This window comes from Marichromatium bheemlicum (assembly GCF_012276755.1).
GTDB classification, from domain to species: Bacteria; Pseudomonadota; Gammaproteobacteria; order Chromatiales; family Chromatiaceae; genus Marichromatium; species Marichromatium bheemlicum.
Genome location: NZ_JAAXKX010000022.1, coordinates 1 through 17,075, shown reverse-complemented (window position 1 = coordinate 17,075; position 17,075 = coordinate 1). Strand labels below are relative to the sequence as shown.

Annotated in this window: 18 protein-coding genes; 10 read left to right on the top strand and 8 right to left on the bottom strand. The window is 69.7% G+C overall.

Features of this window, described 5'->3' with window-relative positions:
• Window positions 1–7: 7 nt before the first annotated feature.
• The 3 genes from HF203_RS13300 (at window position 8) to HF203_RS13290 (ending at window position 2,497) form a co-directional block, all read left to right on the top strand.
• Window positions 8–841: an ABC transporter ATP-binding protein gene (locus HF203_RS13300; protein WP_168670498.1), complete on the top strand. Its 834-nt coding sequence runs from the start codon at window positions 8–10 to the stop codon at window positions 839–841.
• Window positions 842–864: 23 nt separating this feature from the next.
• Window positions 865–1,674, top strand: coding sequence for a universal stress protein (locus tag HF203_RS13295; protein ID WP_168670496.1), 810 nt, complete (start codon window positions 865–867; stop codon window positions 1,672–1,674).
• A 61-nt stretch (window positions 1,675–1,735) separates the two neighbouring features.
• The gene (locus HF203_RS13290) at window positions 1,736–2,497 is read left to right on the top strand and encodes an enoyl-CoA hydratase-related protein (RefSeq protein ID WP_168670494.1); all 762 of its coding nucleotides are present in this window, start codon (window positions 1,736–1,738) and stop codon (window positions 2,495–2,497) included.
• On the opposite strand, the gene HF203_RS13285 is transcribed toward HF203_RS13290, so the two are convergent.
• The 8 genes from HF203_RS13285 to HF203_RS13250 all read right to left on the bottom strand — a co-directional run bounded on the left by HF203_RS13285 (window position 2,473) and on the right by HF203_RS13250 (window position 11,123).
• Complete coding sequence (locus tag HF203_RS13285) at window positions 2,473–2,871, bottom strand: very short patch repair endonuclease (protein ID WP_168670492.1); 399 nt, start codon at window positions 2,869–2,871, stop codon at window positions 2,473–2,475. The genes HF203_RS13290 and HF203_RS13285 overlap by 25 nt on opposite strands.
• Before the next feature lie 67 nt (window positions 2,872–2,938).
• The gene (locus tag HF203_RS13280; protein WP_062271303.1) at window positions 2,939–3,724 is read right to left on the bottom strand and encodes a hypothetical protein; all 786 of its coding nucleotides are present in this window, start codon (window positions 3,722–3,724) and stop codon (window positions 2,939–2,941) included.
• A gap of 23 nt (window positions 3,725–3,747) precedes the next feature.
• A complete protein-coding gene (locus HF203_RS13275) occupies window positions 3,748–4,932 on the bottom strand; it encodes a DNA cytosine methyltransferase (protein WP_062271466.1) in 1,185 nt (394 codons plus the stop codon).
• Window positions 4,933–5,058: 126 nt separating this feature from the next.
• The gene (locus tag HF203_RS13270; protein ID WP_168670490.1) at window positions 5,059–8,109 is read right to left on the bottom strand and encodes an efflux RND transporter permease subunit; all 3,051 of its coding nucleotides are present in this window, start codon (window positions 8,107–8,109) and stop codon (window positions 5,059–5,061) included.
• A gap of 18 nt (window positions 8,110–8,127) precedes the next feature.
• Window positions 8,128–9,216 (bottom strand): efflux RND transporter periplasmic adaptor subunit, encoded by a 1,089-nt coding sequence (locus HF203_RS13265; RefSeq protein ID WP_168670488.1) that lies wholly within the window; start codon window positions 9,214–9,216, stop codon window positions 8,128–8,130.
• Window positions 9,213–9,782 (bottom strand): TetR/AcrR family transcriptional regulator, encoded by a 570-nt coding sequence (locus HF203_RS13260; protein ID WP_168670486.1) that lies wholly within the window; start codon window positions 9,780–9,782, stop codon window positions 9,213–9,215. Before HF203_RS13260 ends, HF203_RS13265 begins: the two co-directional genes overlap by 4 nt.
• A gap of 156 nt (window positions 9,783–9,938) precedes the next feature.
• Complete coding sequence (locus HF203_RS13255) at window positions 9,939–10,250, bottom strand: hypothetical protein (protein WP_168670484.1); 312 nt, start codon at window positions 10,248–10,250, stop codon at window positions 9,939–9,941.
• Window positions 10,251–10,346: 96 nt separating this feature from the next.
• The gene (locus HF203_RS13250; RefSeq protein ID WP_168670482.1) at window positions 10,347–11,123 is read right to left on the bottom strand and encodes a DUF2189 domain-containing protein; all 777 of its coding nucleotides are present in this window, start codon (window positions 11,121–11,123) and stop codon (window positions 10,347–10,349) included.
• Between the two features lie 301 nt (window positions 11,124–11,424).
• On the opposite strand from HF203_RS13250, the gene HF203_RS13245 reads away from it, so the two are divergent.
• From HF203_RS13245 to HF203_RS13215, 7 genes are all read left to right on the top strand, one after another.
• On the top strand, window positions 11,425–12,081 hold the full coding sequence (locus HF203_RS13245) for a CDGSH iron-sulfur domain-containing protein (protein WP_168670480.1): 657 nt from the start codon (window positions 11,425–11,427) through the stop codon (window positions 12,079–12,081).
• A gap of 32 nt (window positions 12,082–12,113) precedes the next feature.
• Window positions 12,114–12,362, top strand: a complete 249-nt coding sequence (locus HF203_RS13240; protein ID WP_123141775.1) for a helix-hairpin-helix domain-containing protein — start codon at window positions 12,114–12,116, stop codon at window positions 12,360–12,362.
• 106 nt (window positions 12,363–12,468) lie between these two features.
• Window positions 12,469–13,452 (top strand): SPFH domain-containing protein, encoded by a 984-nt coding sequence (locus tag HF203_RS13235; RefSeq protein ID WP_168670478.1) that lies wholly within the window; start codon window positions 12,469–12,471, stop codon window positions 13,450–13,452.
• Window positions 13,453–13,465: 13 nt separating this feature from the next.
• Window positions 13,466–14,350: an SPFH domain-containing protein gene (locus tag HF203_RS13230; RefSeq protein WP_062271288.1), complete on the top strand. Its 885-nt coding sequence runs from the start codon at window positions 13,466–13,468 to the stop codon at window positions 14,348–14,350.
• A gap of 131 nt (window positions 14,351–14,481) precedes the next feature.
• Complete coding sequence (locus HF203_RS13225; RefSeq protein WP_168670476.1) at window positions 14,482–15,147, top strand: HAD family hydrolase; 666 nt, start codon at window positions 14,482–14,484, stop codon at window positions 15,145–15,147.
• A gap of 4 nt (window positions 15,148–15,151) precedes the next feature.
• Entirely contained in the window at window positions 15,152–16,120 is a 969-nt protein-coding gene (locus HF203_RS13220; protein ID WP_062271284.1) for an AAA family ATPase, read from the top strand.
• On the top strand, window positions 16,113–17,030 hold the full coding sequence (locus HF203_RS13215) for a DUF58 domain-containing protein (RefSeq protein WP_168670474.1): 918 nt from the start codon (window positions 16,113–16,115) through the stop codon (window positions 17,028–17,030). The genes HF203_RS13220 and HF203_RS13215 overlap by 8 nt, the downstream gene beginning before the upstream one ends.
• The last annotated feature ends 45 nt before the right edge of the window (window positions 17,031–17,075 follow it).

Below are 17,075 nucleotides of genomic sequence, written 5' to 3'. Positions count from 1 at the left end.
GGTCTTCATGGAGACAGCAGCCAATCGCGTCGCGTCGCTGCCGGTGACGCCGCCGCTGCTCGAGCTGAGCAACGTCGAGGTGGTCTACGACCGGGTGTTCCTAGCGATCAAGGGGGTGTCGCTGCGCATCGGCAAGGGCCAGATGGTCGCCCTGCTCGGTGGCAACGGCGCCGGCAAGAGCACCACGCTCAAGGCCGTCAGCGGCCTGCTCGCGCCCGAGCGCGGGCTGGTTACGCGCGGTGAGATCCGCTTCCAGGGCGCCGACATGCTGGCGCTGGCGCCGCCGGCGCGGGTCGCCAGCGGGCTGGTGCACGTGCTCGAGGGGCGGCGCATCTTCGAGCACCTCACCCCCGAGGCCAACCTGCTCGCCGCCTACCCGCTGCGCGGCAGCCGCAAGCGCTACCAGGAGCTGCGCGAGCGGGTGTTGACCTACTTCCCCCGGCTCGGCGAGCGCGCCCGCACCAAGGCGGGCTATCTCTCCGGCGGCGAGCAGCAGATGCTCGCCATCGGGCGCGCGCTGATGACCGAGCCCGAGCTGATCATGCTCGACGAGCCGAGCCTCGGGCTCTCGCCGCTGCTGGTGCAGGAGATCTTCGCCATCATCGGCGAGATCAACCGCGAGCAGGGGGTCGGCGTGCTGCTCGTCGAGCAGAACGCCGCCGCCGCGCTGGAGGTGGTCGATCACGCCTATCTGCTCGAGAACGGGCAGGTGGTGATGAGCGGCGAGGCGGCGGTGCTGCGCGAGAACCCCGACGTGCAGGAGTTCTATCTCGGCGGTGCCGACCAGGTCGACTATCTCAACGTCAAACACTATCGCCGCCGCAAGCGCTGGCTCGCCTGAGCCGACGCGGCAAGGAGTCCGTCATGTCCACTGCTGTCGTCACCATCCCGGTGGATGCCTCCACCGTCTCCCAGGGCGCGCTGCGTCCGGGGCTGTCGCTGGCCGGCCAGCTCGGCGCCCGGGCGCGGTTGCTCTCGGTGGTCACCCGCGAGAGCGAGACCGCCGAGCGCCGCGCCCTGCTCGAGAGCCTGCTCGCCGCGCGCGGGCTCAACGACGCCGAGGTCGAGGTCGGCGTCCACGAGGTCGCCACCGACGGGCTGATCGAGCGCATCGGCGCGACCAGCCCTGATCACCCGGTGGTGATGTCGACCCACGCCCGCGGCGTGGTCGGCGAGGCGGTGCTCGGCAGCGTCGCCAGCGAGCTGCTGCGCCAGACCCACCGCCCGATCCTGCTCACCGGTCCGCACCTCGACGACGCCTGGAGCGGGCCGATCCGCAGCCTGCTGGTGTGTCTCGACGGCTCGGCGCTGTCCGAGGCGATGCTCCCCGAGGCGGTCGCCTTCGCCCGCGCCATCGGCGCCGAGCTGCGGCTGATCCAGGTGCTCAAGCCGAGCTTCGGCCAGGGCGCCGACGCCGGCGAGTGGGTCTATCTGCGGCGCGTCGCCGACCACCTGCCCGAGCGTTACGGCGTCAGCGCCAACTGGGACGTGCTCCACGGCACCGACGTGAGCCGCGCGGTGGTCGAGTACGCGGCGCTGATCAAGGGCGCGGTGATCGCCATGACCACCCACGGTCGCACCGGGCTGCAACGCATGCGTCTCGGCAGCTTCGCCCGCGAGGTGCTGCTCGCCGCGCGCTCCCCGGTGCTGGTGATGCAACCGGCCGGCGACTGATCCGCAATCCCCGCAAGCGCCCCGACGCCCGTCGGGGCGCCCCGTCATGGAAGGCCCCGCGATGAACCCGCCCGACCTCACCGATGCCCGGCTCGGTCTCGCCGACCGGGTCGCCACCCTCACCCTCGCGCGCGACGACGTGCGCAACGCCCTCACCGGCACCGCCCTGATCGACGACATCGTCGCCACCGTCGACTGGGTCAACGCCTGCGAGGCGGTCTCGGTGCTGGTGATCGCCGCCGAGGGCGCGGCCTTCAGCGCCGGCGGCAACATCAAGGACATGGCCGCGCGCCGCGGCGACTTCGCCGGCGACGCCGCCGAACTCGAACGCCGCTACCGCCACGGCATCCAGCGCATCCCCCGCGCCCTCTACCGCTGCGAGGTGCCGGTCATCGCCGCCGTCGACGGCCCGGCGATCGGCGCCGGCTGCGACCTCGCCTGCATGGCCGACCTGCGCATCGCCTCCACCCGCGCGCGCTTCGGCGAGACCTTCATCGACCTCGGCCTCATCCCCGGCGACGGCGGCGCCTGGTTCCTGCAACGCCAGATCGGCTACCAGGCCGCCTTCGCCCTCACCGTCACCGGCCGCGTCATCGACGCCGCCGAGGCCCACCGCCTCGGCCTCGTCCTCGACGTCGTCGATCCCGACGCACTCACCGCACGCGTCCACGAAATGGCCTCAACAATCGCCGCCAAGTCCCCGCAGGCACTGCGTTATGCCAAGCGGCTGATGCGGCTGGGGCAGGTCGGGAGCCTGGAACAGGTGCTGGAGATGAGTGCGGTGTTGCAGGGGTTGTGTCATTGGGGGGAGGGGGTGGCTTGACGAGCGCGGAGGTCGCCGTAGATCTCGGCGATCGCGCGAGCGGCGGCAACAGGGTCCTCGTGCTCCCAGACGCGGATGACCGTCCATCCTGCTTCATGTAACCGCTGGTCGGTGTCACGGTCGCGGGCGACATTGGTGCGTAACTTGTTCTCCCACCAGGTGCGATTGTGTTTCGGCACTGTGCCGTGGAGCGGACAGGCGTGCCAGAAGCAGCCGTCGACGAAGACCGCGATCCTGCATCTCGGGAAGGCGATGTCGGCCCGGCGCCTGGAGACGGGGATCGGGTAGTCGACCCGGTAACCGCAGCCGAGCCGGTGGAGTTCGCGGCGGATGGCGAGTTCAGGGGCTGTGTCCTTGCGCTTCTGTGCCCGCATCCGGGCGCGAGTCGCCGATGACGGGTGTGTGGTGCGAGACCTTTCGTTCAAGGTGTGTCGGGCGGGGTCATTCGTTGGGTTCGGGGTCGGCCCAGAGGACGTCGTCCTGGACGGTGGCTCGGGCGACGATGCGTTCGACCGCTTCCTGCAAGGACAGTGTGGTGTGGACGCGTGGACGCCCACGGCGAGGAGGGGCCTGCTCGGTGACGTCGAGGAAGCGCACGAGCCCGGGCGGGAACCCTTCGGGTTCGCTCCCGGTGGTGTAGAGCGCGACGAATGCGATGTCGCAGCGCGGTGCGTGGTGCGCCAGCGATGGGTCGATCCGTCCGGTCCTGCGTGCGAGTTTGTACACGGCGTTGGCGAAGGATGAGTTGCCGTTCTGCTTGTCGTCCACTGCCCCGAGCGGAAGGAAGAACACACCCGCCATGAATGCATGTGGTAGGTGTTCGTGGACCACCCGTACCTCGTCGCCGAGCTCGTAGAGACGACCGGTCAGGTTTTTGTCGTAGTTGCCACTGCGGCCGTCGCGGAAATTGAGTCCCTTGAGGGAGACCCCGATCTCCAGACCGAGCAACGGGTCGGTGACCGTGACGTCGATCCGTTTGCTGACGCCGGAGCCCAGAGGGACGAGCGGCTCGACGCCTTGATCGGGATCGACGGGGCGTACGGTCTTACCGCGCAGTTCCCTCGCTTCTGCGATCGTCCTGGCGATGGCCACGGCGCATGCATTGGCGAAACGCTCGCTCCAGCCGCGTTTCTGGTTCTGGTCGCCGCCCTCGGGTCGAGCCCCTGCTTGTCGGAGTGCATCGGCAATGCGTGGATCGGGCTCGAGGTCTGCCCAGCGCATGGTCATCTCGGTCTCCGTCCGGTTCGTGCTCATGCCGCGGCGATACGCCTCTTTTTTCCGTGGTGGGTGTCCCCCGATGCCATGTATTCGACGTGTTGCTCGAGGTCGGCAAGGAATTCCGGGACGAACCTGAGTCGTGAGCGTTTGACCCGAGACAGGAACCCCGCGCTCGCGCGTTGTGACAACGGATTGGCTGCATCCTGGGTGAGTAGGTCGAGCAGGTGTCGGTACTCGCGTCGGATCGGCCAGGAACTGGCCTCGAATTTCCAAACCTCCCCGGCGGTGCCGTAGGCCGCATGGGGCCAACGTCCGGGTGTATTGAGCCGGCGGTGCGGGACGACGACCTCACCAGGTCGGTGCAGGCGACCGATCAACCACTCGGCGACGCCTACCGTCACCGCGTTGCCGACCAGTTTCCAGCGTGCGCTCTTACCGCGTCGGTCGAGTTGTGCCGGAGCCGTCCAGCCGCGCTCGAACCCTTGTAGCGCCTCGGCGTCCTCGATGCATGGTGTCACCAGTCGTCGCCCAGTGTCGGCCCCCGGTACCCAGACCGCCGGCGGTGAGGGGATACCGAGTCCGGACCCCCCCTTCAAGGGTGGTACTGCGTCCTGTGCCCAGCCGAGTCCGGTCAGGCCCTCGGTCCAGTAGAACCCGAACGCGTCGTCACGGAAGATCGAGGATCCCGGTTCGCCGTGTTCGTCGGCGAAGAGGACGGTACGTGGGTCGTGATGGCGTGAAGCGACGAGCAGGACACGGTGGCGTCGCTGCGGTACGCCGGTGAAGCGCGAATCGACCAACCGGTAGGCCCAGCGGAAACCCAGGGCCTCCAGCTCCGAGACCAGGTAGGACATCGCCCGCCCGCCGTCGAGTACCAACATGTTGCGCACGTTCTCCAGCACCAACCACTCGACCTCGCGTGCGCGCAGCAACCGGAAGACGTGTTCGACCAGCCCGGACTCCTCGCCACGGATGCCGGCCATGCGCCCTGCCTGGGAGAGGTCGGTGCAGGGGAAACCGGCGGTGACGATGTCGACCCCGTCCGGGAGTTCGTCGAGTTCGCGGACGTCGTCGCTCAATCTGACGTCGGGGAAGTGTGCCGACAGGACGCTACGGGACGAGTCCCATGCGTCGCACAGCAAAACGGTATTCGCACCGTGAGCCTCGAAGGGGAGTTCCAAGCCACCGATGCCGCTGAACAGGCCGGCTACGTTCATGGTGTCGATCAAGGGTCGTACGTTTCCAAAACGTCATTATGCCCCAGTTGCGTGATCCTGGTCATACTCACTCGACACAGCCTCGTCGGATCGACGGAGTGGCTGGCGACTGTCGCAGTTCACCTCTCACCCCTCATCCTCCCGCACCTTGAAGAACCCGGCATAGAACACCGGCACCGCGATCAGGGTGAGGGCGGTGGCGAAGGCCAGTCCGCCCATGATGGTGACGGCCATGGAGGCGAAGAAGACGTCGAAGAGCAGCGGGATCATGCCGAGGATGGTGGTGCCGGCGGCGAGCATCACCGGGGTGAAACGGCTGACGCTGGCAGCGACGATGGCGTCGTGGCGGTGGTGGCCGTCGGCGATACGCAGGTCGATCTCGTCGACCAGGACGATGGCGTTCTTGATCAGCATGCCCGAGAGGCTGAGGAAGCCGAGCAGGGCCATGAAGCCGAACGACTGTCCGGTGGCGAGCAGCGCGGCGGTGACGCCGGTGATCGCCATCGGCACGCATAGCCAGATGATCAGCGGCTGGCGCACCCGGCCGAACAGCGCCACGGTGATCAGCACCATCGCCAGGAAGCCGAGCGGGACGCTGTGCGCGAGCGCGGCCTCGGCGTCGCTGGAGTCCTCGTACTCGCCGCCCCATTCGAGCCGATAGCCCGGCGGTAGCGCGATCGCCTCGACCGCGCCGCGCACCTGCGCGAGCGCCGCGTCGGTATTGGCGCCGTAGGCGGGGTCGGCCTGGGCGGTGATGGTGCGCGCCTTGTCGAGCCGGCGGATCAGCCCGTCCTCGGTGCCGGTCTCGAAGCGATCGATGACCTCGGTCATGGGGATGTAGGCACCGGCGGTGGTCGACCAGACGCGGCGGTCGCGCAGGTCGGTGTTGCCGTTGCGCTCGTCATCGGGGGCGCGCATCACGATCGGGATCAGCCGGTCGCCCTCGCGATAGAGCCCGACGGTGCGCCCCTCGGCGACCATCGCCAGGGCGTCGGCGATGTCGGCGCGGCTCACCCCGGCGGCGGTGGCGCGCTCCTCGGCTAGGCGCGGGACAATCAGCGGGCGGTACTGGCGCCAGTCGTGGCGCACGTTGATCAGGCCGTGGTCACGGAAGATGTGCTCGGCCTCGGCGGCGAGCGCGCGCAGGGTGGCATTGTCGGGGCCGGAGAAGCGCGCCTCGATCTTGGCGCCGCCACCGGGGCCGAGGCGGATGCGGGTGGTCCAACCCTTGACCTGGGGCTGGTGCTCGCTGAGCCACTGGCGCACGCGCGCGGCGATCTCGGGGATGCGCGCGGCGTCGGTGACGCGCACGATGCACTGGCCATAGGCGCTGTTGGGTAGCTCCGGGGCATAGACCAGCATCAGCCGGTCGGCGCCCGAGCCGCTGAAGGTGGTGACGTCCGTGACCCCGTCGAGCTGGCTGAGCGCGTTGCCGAGTTCGGCCATGTCGGCGGCGGTGGCGCGGATGTCGGTGCCCTGTTCGTGCCACACGTCGACATAGAAGAGCGGCGTGGCGCTGTCGGGGAAGAAGGACTGGGGCACGGCGCCGAAGCCGATCACCGCCGCCAGGGTCGAGCCGACCAGCATCGCCACCGTGCTCAGCCGGTGGCGCAGCGCCAGGTGCACCAGACCGCGATAACCGCCGAGCAGGACGCCGCCGGCCTCCTCCTCGTCGCGGCGCTCGGCGGCGCTACGGAACAGATAGCTGCCGAACAGCGGGGCTACGGTCACCGCCAGCACCCAGCTCAGCAGCAGCGAGATGGCGATCACCGCGAACAGTGAGAAGGTGTACTCGCCGGTCGAGTCGTTCGATAGCCCGATCCCGGAGAAGGCGAGGATGCCGATCACCGTCGCTGCCAGCAGCGGCCACTTGGTCTGGTTGGTGATCTGCTGCGCCGCCTCCAGCGCCCCCAGCCCACGCCGCATCCGCACCATCATCCCCTCGGCGATGACGATGGCGTTGTCGACCAGCATGCCCATGGCGATGATCAGCGCGCCGAGCGAGACGCGCTGCATGGTGATGCCGCCGATCTTCATCAGCAGCAGGGTGCCGAGCACGGTGAGCAGCAGCACCCCGCCGACCACCAGCCCGCCGCGCCAGCCCATCGCTAGACAGAGCACCAGGATGACGATCGCCACCGAGCTGGCGAGGTTGACGAGAAAACCGTTGACCGCCTCGTCGACCACTCGGTGCTGCTGATAGATCGGGTCGATGGTGACGCCGAGCGGCAGGGTCTCGAGCAGCGTGCGGATGTGCGTCTCGACCGCCGCGCCGACCTCGACGATGTTGGTGCCGCTCTGCGCCGAGACGCCGATGGCCACCGCCGGGCGACCGTTGTGGCGCACCAGTAGGGTCGGGATCTCCTCCTCGCCACGGCTCACCCGGGCGATGTCGCCGAGCCGCAGGCTGGCGTGCTCGCTGCGCGCCCCGGGGCCGCCGAGCGGCAGCGCCTCGATGCGCGCGACCGAATCGAAGGTGCCGGAGGGGGCGAGTCGTACCGAGCGATCGCCGACCCGCAGCGCGCCGCTGTCGACCACCGCGTTCTGCACCGAGATGGCGTTGACGATCTGGGTCGGGGCGATGCCGAGTTGGGTGAGTACTGACTGCGGCGGCTCGACGAAGATGCGCTCGGCGCGCAGCCCGCTGATCGCCACCTTGGCCACGCCCGGTATCCGCAGCAGTTCCTGGCGCAGGGTGCGGGCGAAGTCGCGCAGCTCGGCCTGGCTGTAGCCGGGCGCACTGAGCGCGTAATAGAGCCCGTAGACATCTCCGAAGTCGTCGTTGACGTAGGGCGTCCCCGCCCCTGGAGGCAGGGCAGCGGTGGCGTCGCCGACCTTGCGCCGTACCTCGTCCCAGACCTGGGGGAGTTGGCTGGAGTCGTAGTGCTCGAAGATCTCGATATCGATCAGCGAGCGCCCCGGCTCGGAGCGCGAGCGGATCTCCTTGATCTGGGGCAGGCGTTGGAGCGCGATCTCGAGCTGATCGGTCACCTCCTGCTCGACCTCGAGCGCGGAGGCCCCGGGATAGCTGGTGCTGATGATCGCGCGTTTGATGGTGAACTCGGGGTCCTCCAACCGTCCCAGGCTGAACAGGGCCCAGAGCCCCCCGAGCAGACAGATGAGGATCAGCAGCCAGGTGTTGACTGGCTTGTCGATAGCGGCGCGGGCGATATCCATGAATACGACGTCCTGGTTCTATGGTGCGCTCGCCTCGAGCGGGCGTACCCGTTGGCCGGCGCTGAGGAAGCCGACCCCGGCGGCGACGATGCGTTCACCCTCGGCCAGCCCCGAGAGGATGCGTGCGTGGCTGCCGTCGAGGGTAGCGACCGCGACGGCGCGCGGCTGTACCTGACCGCGCTCGGGGTCGTAGACCCAGACGCGGAAGTCGCCGGCGGCATCGGCGTCGAGCGCGCCGATCGGCACCTCGATCGCGCCCTCAGGGGCGGCGAGGATCTCGGCGTGGACGGTGGCGGTCATCCCCGGCAGGACCCGCAGGTCGTCGGGGTTGGTCATGAACAGGGTGATGGTATAGGTGCGGGTGCGCGGATCGGGCTCGGTGGCGAACTCGCGGATGGTCAGCGGAAAGCTGCGCCCTGGACGAGCCGAGAGTTCGGCGGTGATGGCGCCGACCTGCTCGCGTTGTACCAGGGCCATCAGCCGTTCGGGTACATCGACCTCGACGGTGAGCACCGAGATGTCCTGCAGCAGCGCGATCGGTTCGCCGGCACGAACGTTGACGAAACGATCGACCAGGCGTTCGGCGAGCAGCGCGTCGAAGGGCGCCTCCAGCTCGGTGTAGGCGAGGTTCTGTGCTGCCTGTTCCAGCCGCACCTGCGCGAGATCAGCGGTGGCGCGCGCGTCGTCGAGGGCGTTCTCGGCGAGATGGCCGCGCGCGCTGAGCGCCTGCTTGCGCTTGAGTTCCTTACGCGCGAGATCGGCCTGGACCCTGGCCTCGCGCAGCGCGAGCGCGTAGTCGGTGGCGTCGAGCGCGGCGATCGTCTCACCGGCGCGGATGGTCTCGCCCTCGCGGATGGGGAAGCGTTCGAGTTTGCCCGGCACCTGGAATGAGACGGCCGAGGTCTGCGAGGCCTGGATGGTAGCCGGGAACTGGCGGGTCTCGACCTTGGGGCTGGCATCGACGGTGAACAGCCTTACCGGCTGTGGCGCAGGCGTGCCGGGTGGGTGGGACTCGGCGCCGGCCCGATCACAGCCGGTGAGCGTGGCCGTCAGCAGGCCGAGCAGGGCCACGCCCAGCAATGGGAGGCGATGGGTGATGGCGGTCATGTGCGTGCTCCGTGATCATCGAGGATGCGCCGGGCCTGGGCGCGCAGCGCATCGGCTGCGTCGGGTTCGAGCGGCGAGATGCCGAGGGCGTCGAGCATGTAGAGTCCGGCCATCGCCAGATAGAGCAAGCGTGCGGTCGGGATCTCCGACTCCAGCTCGGTGAGTGCATCGAGTGCGCTGGCGATGTGCGCGCGCGCCGGGGTGAGCAGTTCGCGGTGGTGGGCGGAGGCGGCGATCACCGCGATGCCGAGTTCGGGCGAGACTGGGCAGTGCGCGAGCGAGGCGGTGAGTCGGGCGCGGCCCTCTCGGTTGGGGAGGTCGGCGGGCAGGGTATCGCGCAACGCCGCGATCTCGGCCTCGTCGCGTGCCAGGGTGCGTGCGACCAGCCCCTCGAGCAGCGCCTCCTTGCTCTTGAAGTGATAGAGCATCCCGCCCTTGCTGACAGCGGCCTCGGTGATCACCGCATCGAGGGTTAATCGTGCGGCACCGTCGCGCATCACCACGGTCTCGGCGGCATCGAGCACGCGCTCGCGCAGCGGCGGCTTGGGGGCTTGGGGCTCGGGCATGGAGAAGGTCACCGGTCTGGACAGGAGTAAAACAGTCTAGACGGTACGAAATGGGTGAGGCAAATGGGGTACCAGCTTCCAGCCGCCAGCTGTTAGCTGGCAGCGCCTAACCTCTCCCGCTGGCGGCTGTCAGCGAGACGCTGACAGCCGGCTCGGTCAGTCGATGGTCACGCGGCGGGCGCGGAAGTCGCGATCGTCGTCATCGTCATCGTCGTCGAAGTCATCATCGTAGTCGTCGTCATAATCGCCGGCGATGGTCACCCGAATGCCCGGGGTGATGCCCAGGGCGCGCAGGCTGTAGATCTCGACATCGAGGATCTCGGTGCCGGTGTCGAGCAGAAAACCGTCGTCCCAGACGCGCTCGACCACGCCGCTGGCACTGACATCGGCGCGGGCGCCGAAGCTGGTGACCAGGGCGAGCAGGGCGCCGTAGAGCACGATGTGGAAGGGAGTCGGACGTTTACGCATGGTTGCATCCTCCATGGTGCAGTGAGATGCGCCGCCTTGCGGCGCGAGGTTGAGAACCGTGTCCGTCGTCCGCCCCGCGACCGCGGGGCGGACGTCTCAGGCGATCATTCGTCGATAGCTCTCCCAGGTGGCATAGCCGAGCACCGGGAAGATCACCACCAGCCCGATGAACAGGGTGAGGATCCCGAAGCCGGTGAGGGCCACGATCAGCGCTGCCCACAAGGTCATCGCCGGTGCATTGTGGGCACAGGCACGCAGGCTGGTGTGGATGGCGGTGAGCGGGCCGACGTCGCGGTCGAGGATCATCGGGATGGAGACGGCACTGGTGACGAACACTGCTATCGCTAGCAGCAGTCCGATGCCGAGGAAGAACAGTGTGACCACTGGATCGAAGTGCCCGGCCAAGAGCCCGGTGATGCGCTCGGTCGAGGGCGAGAGGGTGTTGAACTTGATCGCGAACAGCAGTGCCGAGAAGCGCACCCAGGCCGCGGCAATCAGCCCGAGGAAGAGCACGAACAGCCCTAGGTTGGTACGGCGCTCCCAGATCAGTGTCAGGCTGGCGCGGATGGCCACCGGCTCGCCGGCCTCGCGCTGGCGTGCGGCGACATAGAGCCCGGCGGCGAGGAAGGGGCCGAGCAGCAGCAGGCCGGTGAGGAAAGCGATGGTGAACCAGGGCAGGGTCCAGGTCAGCGCCAACGCGCCCCAGCAGGCGAGTACGAAGAGCGTGCCGTAGAGCAGGCTCGCCGCGGGTGCCTCGGCAAAGCCCCGGACGCCGGCGGCGAGCCAGTCGAGCGGGTCACCGATGTCGACCCGGCTGACCGTCGGGGCCGGGGCGGGTGTGGGGTGGTGCGAGCGGACGGCTTGACTGGGCATGTTCTCGACTCCGTGTTGGTGACGGCGGCGAGCGCCGTGCGTGACGACGGGGACGGGTGCGGCCGTGGGGCCTGCCACGGCCGATGAGACGTCAGGAGGGCGATGAAGTTCACTCCGACGCTTTGCATGATCGACCAAGGGCCCCATTAGGAAAACACGCGTGTGGTGCTGTTTTGTGTGCCGACGCGTTGCGAGGTTCGGCCTCGCGCCGACCGACGGTGTGTTGCGGCGTCGGTTGGTCTCTCCAGGCGGTCCCGTGCGCGGGACGCTTACCCACAGAGACCACTTGAGGAGTCCAGTGATGAGCAATGATGGCGTGCACCACTTCCCGGGCGAGGAGATCGATGTCTACTGGGACGAGCGTCTGTGTATCCATATCGGCGAGTGCGTCCGTGCCAAGGGCGAGCTGTTCGTTCCCGGGCGCGATCCCTGGTGCGATCCCGATGTCACCGAGCGCGAACGGGTGCGCGAGATCGTCGAGCGCTGTCCGAGCGGTGCGCTGAGCTATGTCGACAAGACCGGCGGTCCTGAGTCGGCCCCTGGCGAGAACGCGGCGGTGGTGGTCTACAATGGCCCCCTGTACTGTCACGGCGAGCTGGCGCTGGAGGGTGCCGGCGAGGTGCCCGAGCACGCCGGCACCAGCCGCCGGGTGGCGCTGTGTCGCTGCGGGGCCTCGGCCAACAAGCCGTTTTGCGACAACAGCCACCGCGAGGCCGACTTCGAGGACTATGGCGCCGTCGGCGAGCAGGGGCGCGGCACCTTCGCCGCCGATGGGCCGCTGGCGGTGCGGCCACTGCCCGACGGGCCGCTCGAACTCGAGGGCAACCTGGTGATCCGTGCCGCCAGCGCGCGCGTGGCCTGGCGCGGCGACAAGGCCTATCTGTGCCGCTGCGGGGCCTCGGCCAACAAGCCCTTCTGCGACGGTAGCCACCAGCGGGTGGGCTTCAAGGGCGACTGAGCGCCGGTCGGCACCGGCGCGGGGAGGGATCGATGCCGTTTTCCAGTGCCGAGCGCGCCCTGCTGCTCGGCGGCCATCAGATCGGACCGCGGGTGATCGCGCGGCTCGAACAGCTCGGCATCGAGGATCTCGACACCCTCGCCGGGCAGCAGATCGAGCCCCTGGTCGGGCTGATCGCCGACATGCTCCACGCCCCCTGCTGGCGCGCCAGCCCGCATGCCCGCACCGCCATCGGCAACGCCATCGCCATCGCTCGCGCCGCGCGCGAGCGCACGCCCTGATGTGCGGCCCTTCTTCCCGTCTCCGCCCGCGCCCCGCCCCCGTCGGCGGGGCGCGTCCCCCAGGCGGCGCGGATGCGCCGCCCTCCGCTAGAGAGGTCAAGCTGCCATGTATCTGACGGCATTCATGCTCGGCATGCTGGCGTTCGTGGTGTTCAAGGTGTTCGTGCGCGCCTTCTACACCGTGAGTCCGGACGAGCGCGCGCTGATCACCAGCTTCGGTCGCGTCGAGCGACTCGGCGAGCTGATGGTCGAGGACCCGGCGCTCGACGCCGAGGAACAGCAACGCTACCGCTTCCCGCAGGTGCGGGTGATCGGCCCCGGCGGCCCCTACTTCAAGTGGCCGTGGCAGGAGGTGCACAAGGTCAGCGTCGTCACCCAGGCCATCGACCTGACCTGGGACCCGACCAAGGATCAGGTGATGGTCGAGGCGGTCACCAAGGACAACCTCACCACCGGGGTCGGCGGTCAGATCCGCTTCCGCGTCGCCGAATCCAACCTCTATGCCTACTGCTTCGGTGTCGACAGCCCGCTCGAGCACGTCATGGGTTACTTCATCTCGGTGCTGCGCGAGCGCATCGCCAACTTCGTCGACCCCAAGGGCGAGGGGCTGGTCGGTGAGGGCGAGCTGGCGCAGGGTGAGGCCGCCGCCGAACTCTCCGAGGGCGTCTCGATCAACGACCTGCGCAAGAACCTGCCGCTGCTCAACGACTACATGGAGCAGCAGTGCCGCTCGACCGGGGCGCGCTACGGCATCGAGCTCGATGCCGCACTGATCACCCAGATCGACCCGCCGAGCGAGGTCGACCGTGCGCTCTCGGCGATCAACTCCACCCGCAACCAGGTCGCCGCCGATATCTCCACGGCGCGCGCCGACGCCGAGCAGCAGATCACCATGAGCAAGCGCGCGGTGGAGATCGCGCGCAACAACGCCCAGGCCGAGGTCGCGCCGCTGCGCGAGCTGGCCGAGACGCTGTCGCGGATCAAGTCGAGCGGCGGCACCGAGGCGCTGCGCGCCTATATCCGCAACCTGCGCGTGCCGCTGCTCGGGCGCGCCTCGCGCATCGTCCGCACCACCGGGCTCGAGCGCTGAGGGGAGAGACGCCATGGACAACATGATCGGTTCCACCATCGCCTTCGTCATCGGTCTCATCTACATCCCGGTGCTGCTCGCCATCGCCCGCAGCCTCGGGCTCTATGCCGTGGTGCGCGAGCGCGAGGCCCAGGTCTTCACCCTGTTCGGCAAGGTCATCGGTACCCTCGACGAGCCCGGGCTGCGCTTCCCGCTCGCCCACTTCGGGCTGCGCGCCCTGCTGCTGCCCTTCTTCGGCAAGCGCTACAAGGTCTCCACCGCGCTGCGCCAGCACTATCTGCGCGACCAGATGGTCAACTCCGAGGAGGGCACGCCGATGGGCGTGGGGCTGTGGTACGAGATGCAGGTGAGCGACCCCATCGCCTATCTGTTCAACAACGCCAACCCCGAGGGCTCGCTGCAGGCCAATGTCGCCAGCGCCGCCGTCTCCACCCTGAGCAATCTGGAGATGGACAAGATGCTCGAGGACCGTCACCAGCTCAGCCGTCGGGTGCGCGCCGAGGTCTCGCCGCTCTCCGAGCGCTGGGGCTACCGGCTCGGCTCGGTCTATATCCGCAAGGTCGCCTTCACCGACCGGCAGATGGTCGACAACATCACCGACAAGGTGGTCAAGCGGCTGATCCAGGTCACCAGCGCGATGAAGCAGGACGGCGAGAACCGCGTCGGCCTGATCCAGAGCCAGACCGCCTACAAGGTCTCGCAGCAGATGGCCGAGGCCGCCGCCACCCGCCCGGCGATCGTCGGCGAGGCGCTCAACGCCATCGCCGAACGCGACCCCGAGGTGCTCGATACGGTGCTCGAGGTGATGGAGACCGAGCAGCTGCTCGCCTCCAAGGCCGAGGTCGAGGTGCTGCCGCGCGACTCGGAGATCCTGGTGCAGCTCGGCGCCACCCTGTAGTAGCCTGTTGTGCGCGGCGTCGGGAGGACGTCGCGTCTCTCCCCGGCGCCGGGCGGTCCCGTCCCCCAGGGTCGCGCCCGCCCGGCCCGGTCGATCGTGCTTGACCCCGACCCTCATGGACCCCTGACCCTATGTTCGACTGTCTCTGTTTCGACTTCGACGGCACCCTGGTCGACAGCACCGAGGCGGCGCTCGACGCCTTCACCCGGGTCGGCCCGGCGTTCGGTTGCGACGCGCTCGACCGCGCCGCTGCCGAGCGGTTGCGCGGGCTGCACGCGCGCGAGATCGTGCAGACGCTGGGTATTCCGGCCTACCGGGTGCCGAGCTTCGCGGCGCGGATGCGCCGCGAGATGCGCGCCGGTCTGCTCGCCACCCCGCCGGTCCCCGGCTGGACCGAGACCCTGGAGGCGCTGGCCGCGCGCGGGGTGCGTCTCGGCGTGCTCTCCTCCAACGCCAGCGAGAGCCTGGCGGCCTATCTCGCGTGCTACCCGCTGCCCCATCTCGATTTCGTCGTCGGCGGCGCGGCGCTGTTCGGCAAGTCGCGCGTGCTGCGTCGGCTCGCCGCGCGCGAGCGGCTGCGCCCGGCGCGCATGCTCTATGTCGGCGACGAGCTGCGCGATCTGGAGGCGGCGCGCGCCGCCGGCACCGGCTTCGTCGCCGTCGGCTGGGGCTATACCGACCCGGCGCGGCTGCACGCGGCCGGCGCCGGGGCGCCGCTGAGCAGCCCGCATGAGCTGCTCGACTGGATCGAGTCCGACGCTTTTGATAACGAGGAGGTGCGCCGTGTCGGCAGCTGATCCGATGAGCGATCTACAGGCGGTCTTCGCCGCGCTGCGGGTGCGGCTCTCGGCGCGCATCCTCGGTCAACGCGCCCTGGTCGAGCGGCTGTTGGTGGCCTTGCTCGCCGACGGCCATCTGCTCGTCGAGGGCCCGCCCGGGGTGGCCAAGACCAGCGCGGTCAAGGCCCTGGCCGAGGGGATCGAGGGCGACTTCCACCGCGTCCAGTTCACCCCCGACCTGCTGCCCGCCGACCTCACCGGCACCGAGATCTACCGTCCCCACGACGGCAGCTTCCGCTTCGATCGCGGGCCGCTGTTCCACAACCTGCTGCTCGCCGACGAGGTCAACCGCGCCCCGGCCAAGGTGCAGTCGGCGCTGCTCGAGGCGATGGGCGAGCGCCAGATCACCGTCGGACGCGAGACCTACCGGCTGCCCGAGCTGTTCCTGGTGATGGCCACCCAGAACCCGATCGAGCAGGAGGGCACCTATCCGCTGCCCGAGGCCCAGCTCGATCGCTTCCTGATGCAGGTGCGGGTCGACTACCCCGATCTCGACACCGAGCGCGCCATCCTCGCCCTCGACCGCGCCCGGGCGCGCGAGGGCGCCGGTGCGAGCGAGGGCGGCGCCGAGATCACCCAGGCCCAGGTGTTCGCGGCGCGGCGCGCCATCCTCGATCTCTATCTCGCCCCCGAGGTCGAGGACTATCTGCTCCATCTGGTGCTCGCCACCCGCGCCCCGGCCGACTACGACCCGGCGCTCGACGGCTGGTTGCGCTTCGGCGCCAGTCCGCGCGCCACCCTGGCGCTGGAGCGCTGCGCGCGCGCCCTGGCCTGGCTGGAGGGACGCGACTTCGTCTCCCCCGAGGACGTGCGCCGCCTCGCCCCCGACGTGCTCCGTCACCGTCTGCTGCTCGGCTACGAGGCCGAGGCCGAGGGGCGCACCGCCGACGACTTCATCGCGCTGCTGTTGGCGCGGGTGAGCTGTGCCTGAGACCAGCGCGCTTGCCGTCGGGGTCGCCGAGCTGGTCGGGCTGCGCGCCCGCGCCAGCGGGCTCGATCTCGCCCCGCGCGTGCGGGTGCTCGCCGCGCGGGGCGGGGCGCACCCGTCGCGGCTGCGCGGGCGCGGCATGGAGTTCGCCGAATCGCGCCCCTACCAGCCCGGCGACGAGCCACGTCACATGGACTGGCGGGTCACCGCGCGCGCCGGTGAGGCGCACGTCAAGTGCTTCCGCGAGGAGCGCGAGCGCCCGGTGTGGCTCTGTGTCGACCAGCGCGCGACGATGCGCTTCGCCACCCGGGTGGCCTTCAAGTCGGTGATCGCCGCGCGCGTCGCCGCGCTGCTCGGCTGGGCGGCGCTGGCGCGGGGTGATCGCGTCGGCGGGTTGGTGTTCGACGACCACGCCATCCGGCTGCACCCGCCGGCGGCGCGCGCTCGCGGGCTGCTCGCGCTGTTCGAGTCGCTGGCCGCGCCCGCCACCACCTCGGCAGAGACGGCGATGACGCTGCAGACGGCGCTCGCGCGGCTCGATCGGGTGGTCCGTCCCGGCGCGCTGGTGGTGCTGGTGAGCGATCTCGCCGGGCTCGGCGCGGGACGCGACCCCAGCCTGACCCGGCTGGGGCGCGGGGCCGAGCTGGTGTGGGTACAGATCGAGGATGTGCTCGAGTGCGAACCGCCGCCGCCCGGACGCTACCCGGTGCTCGCCGCCGGGCGCTGCGGCTGGCTCGATCTGCGCGGGTCGCGACGGCGCGCCGCCTGGGCCGAGGCGCGTGCCGCCGCGCGCGAGCAGGTCGTTGAGCAGGCGCGCGCCCATCGCGCCCATCTGCTGCGTCTGCGCACCGATCAGGACCCGGCCGCGGCGCTGGCGCGCGGGCTCGGGCTGCGCCCGGGAGGGGGGCGATGACCCCGACGGATCCGCTTGCCGGGCTGCGCGACTGGCATGCACCGG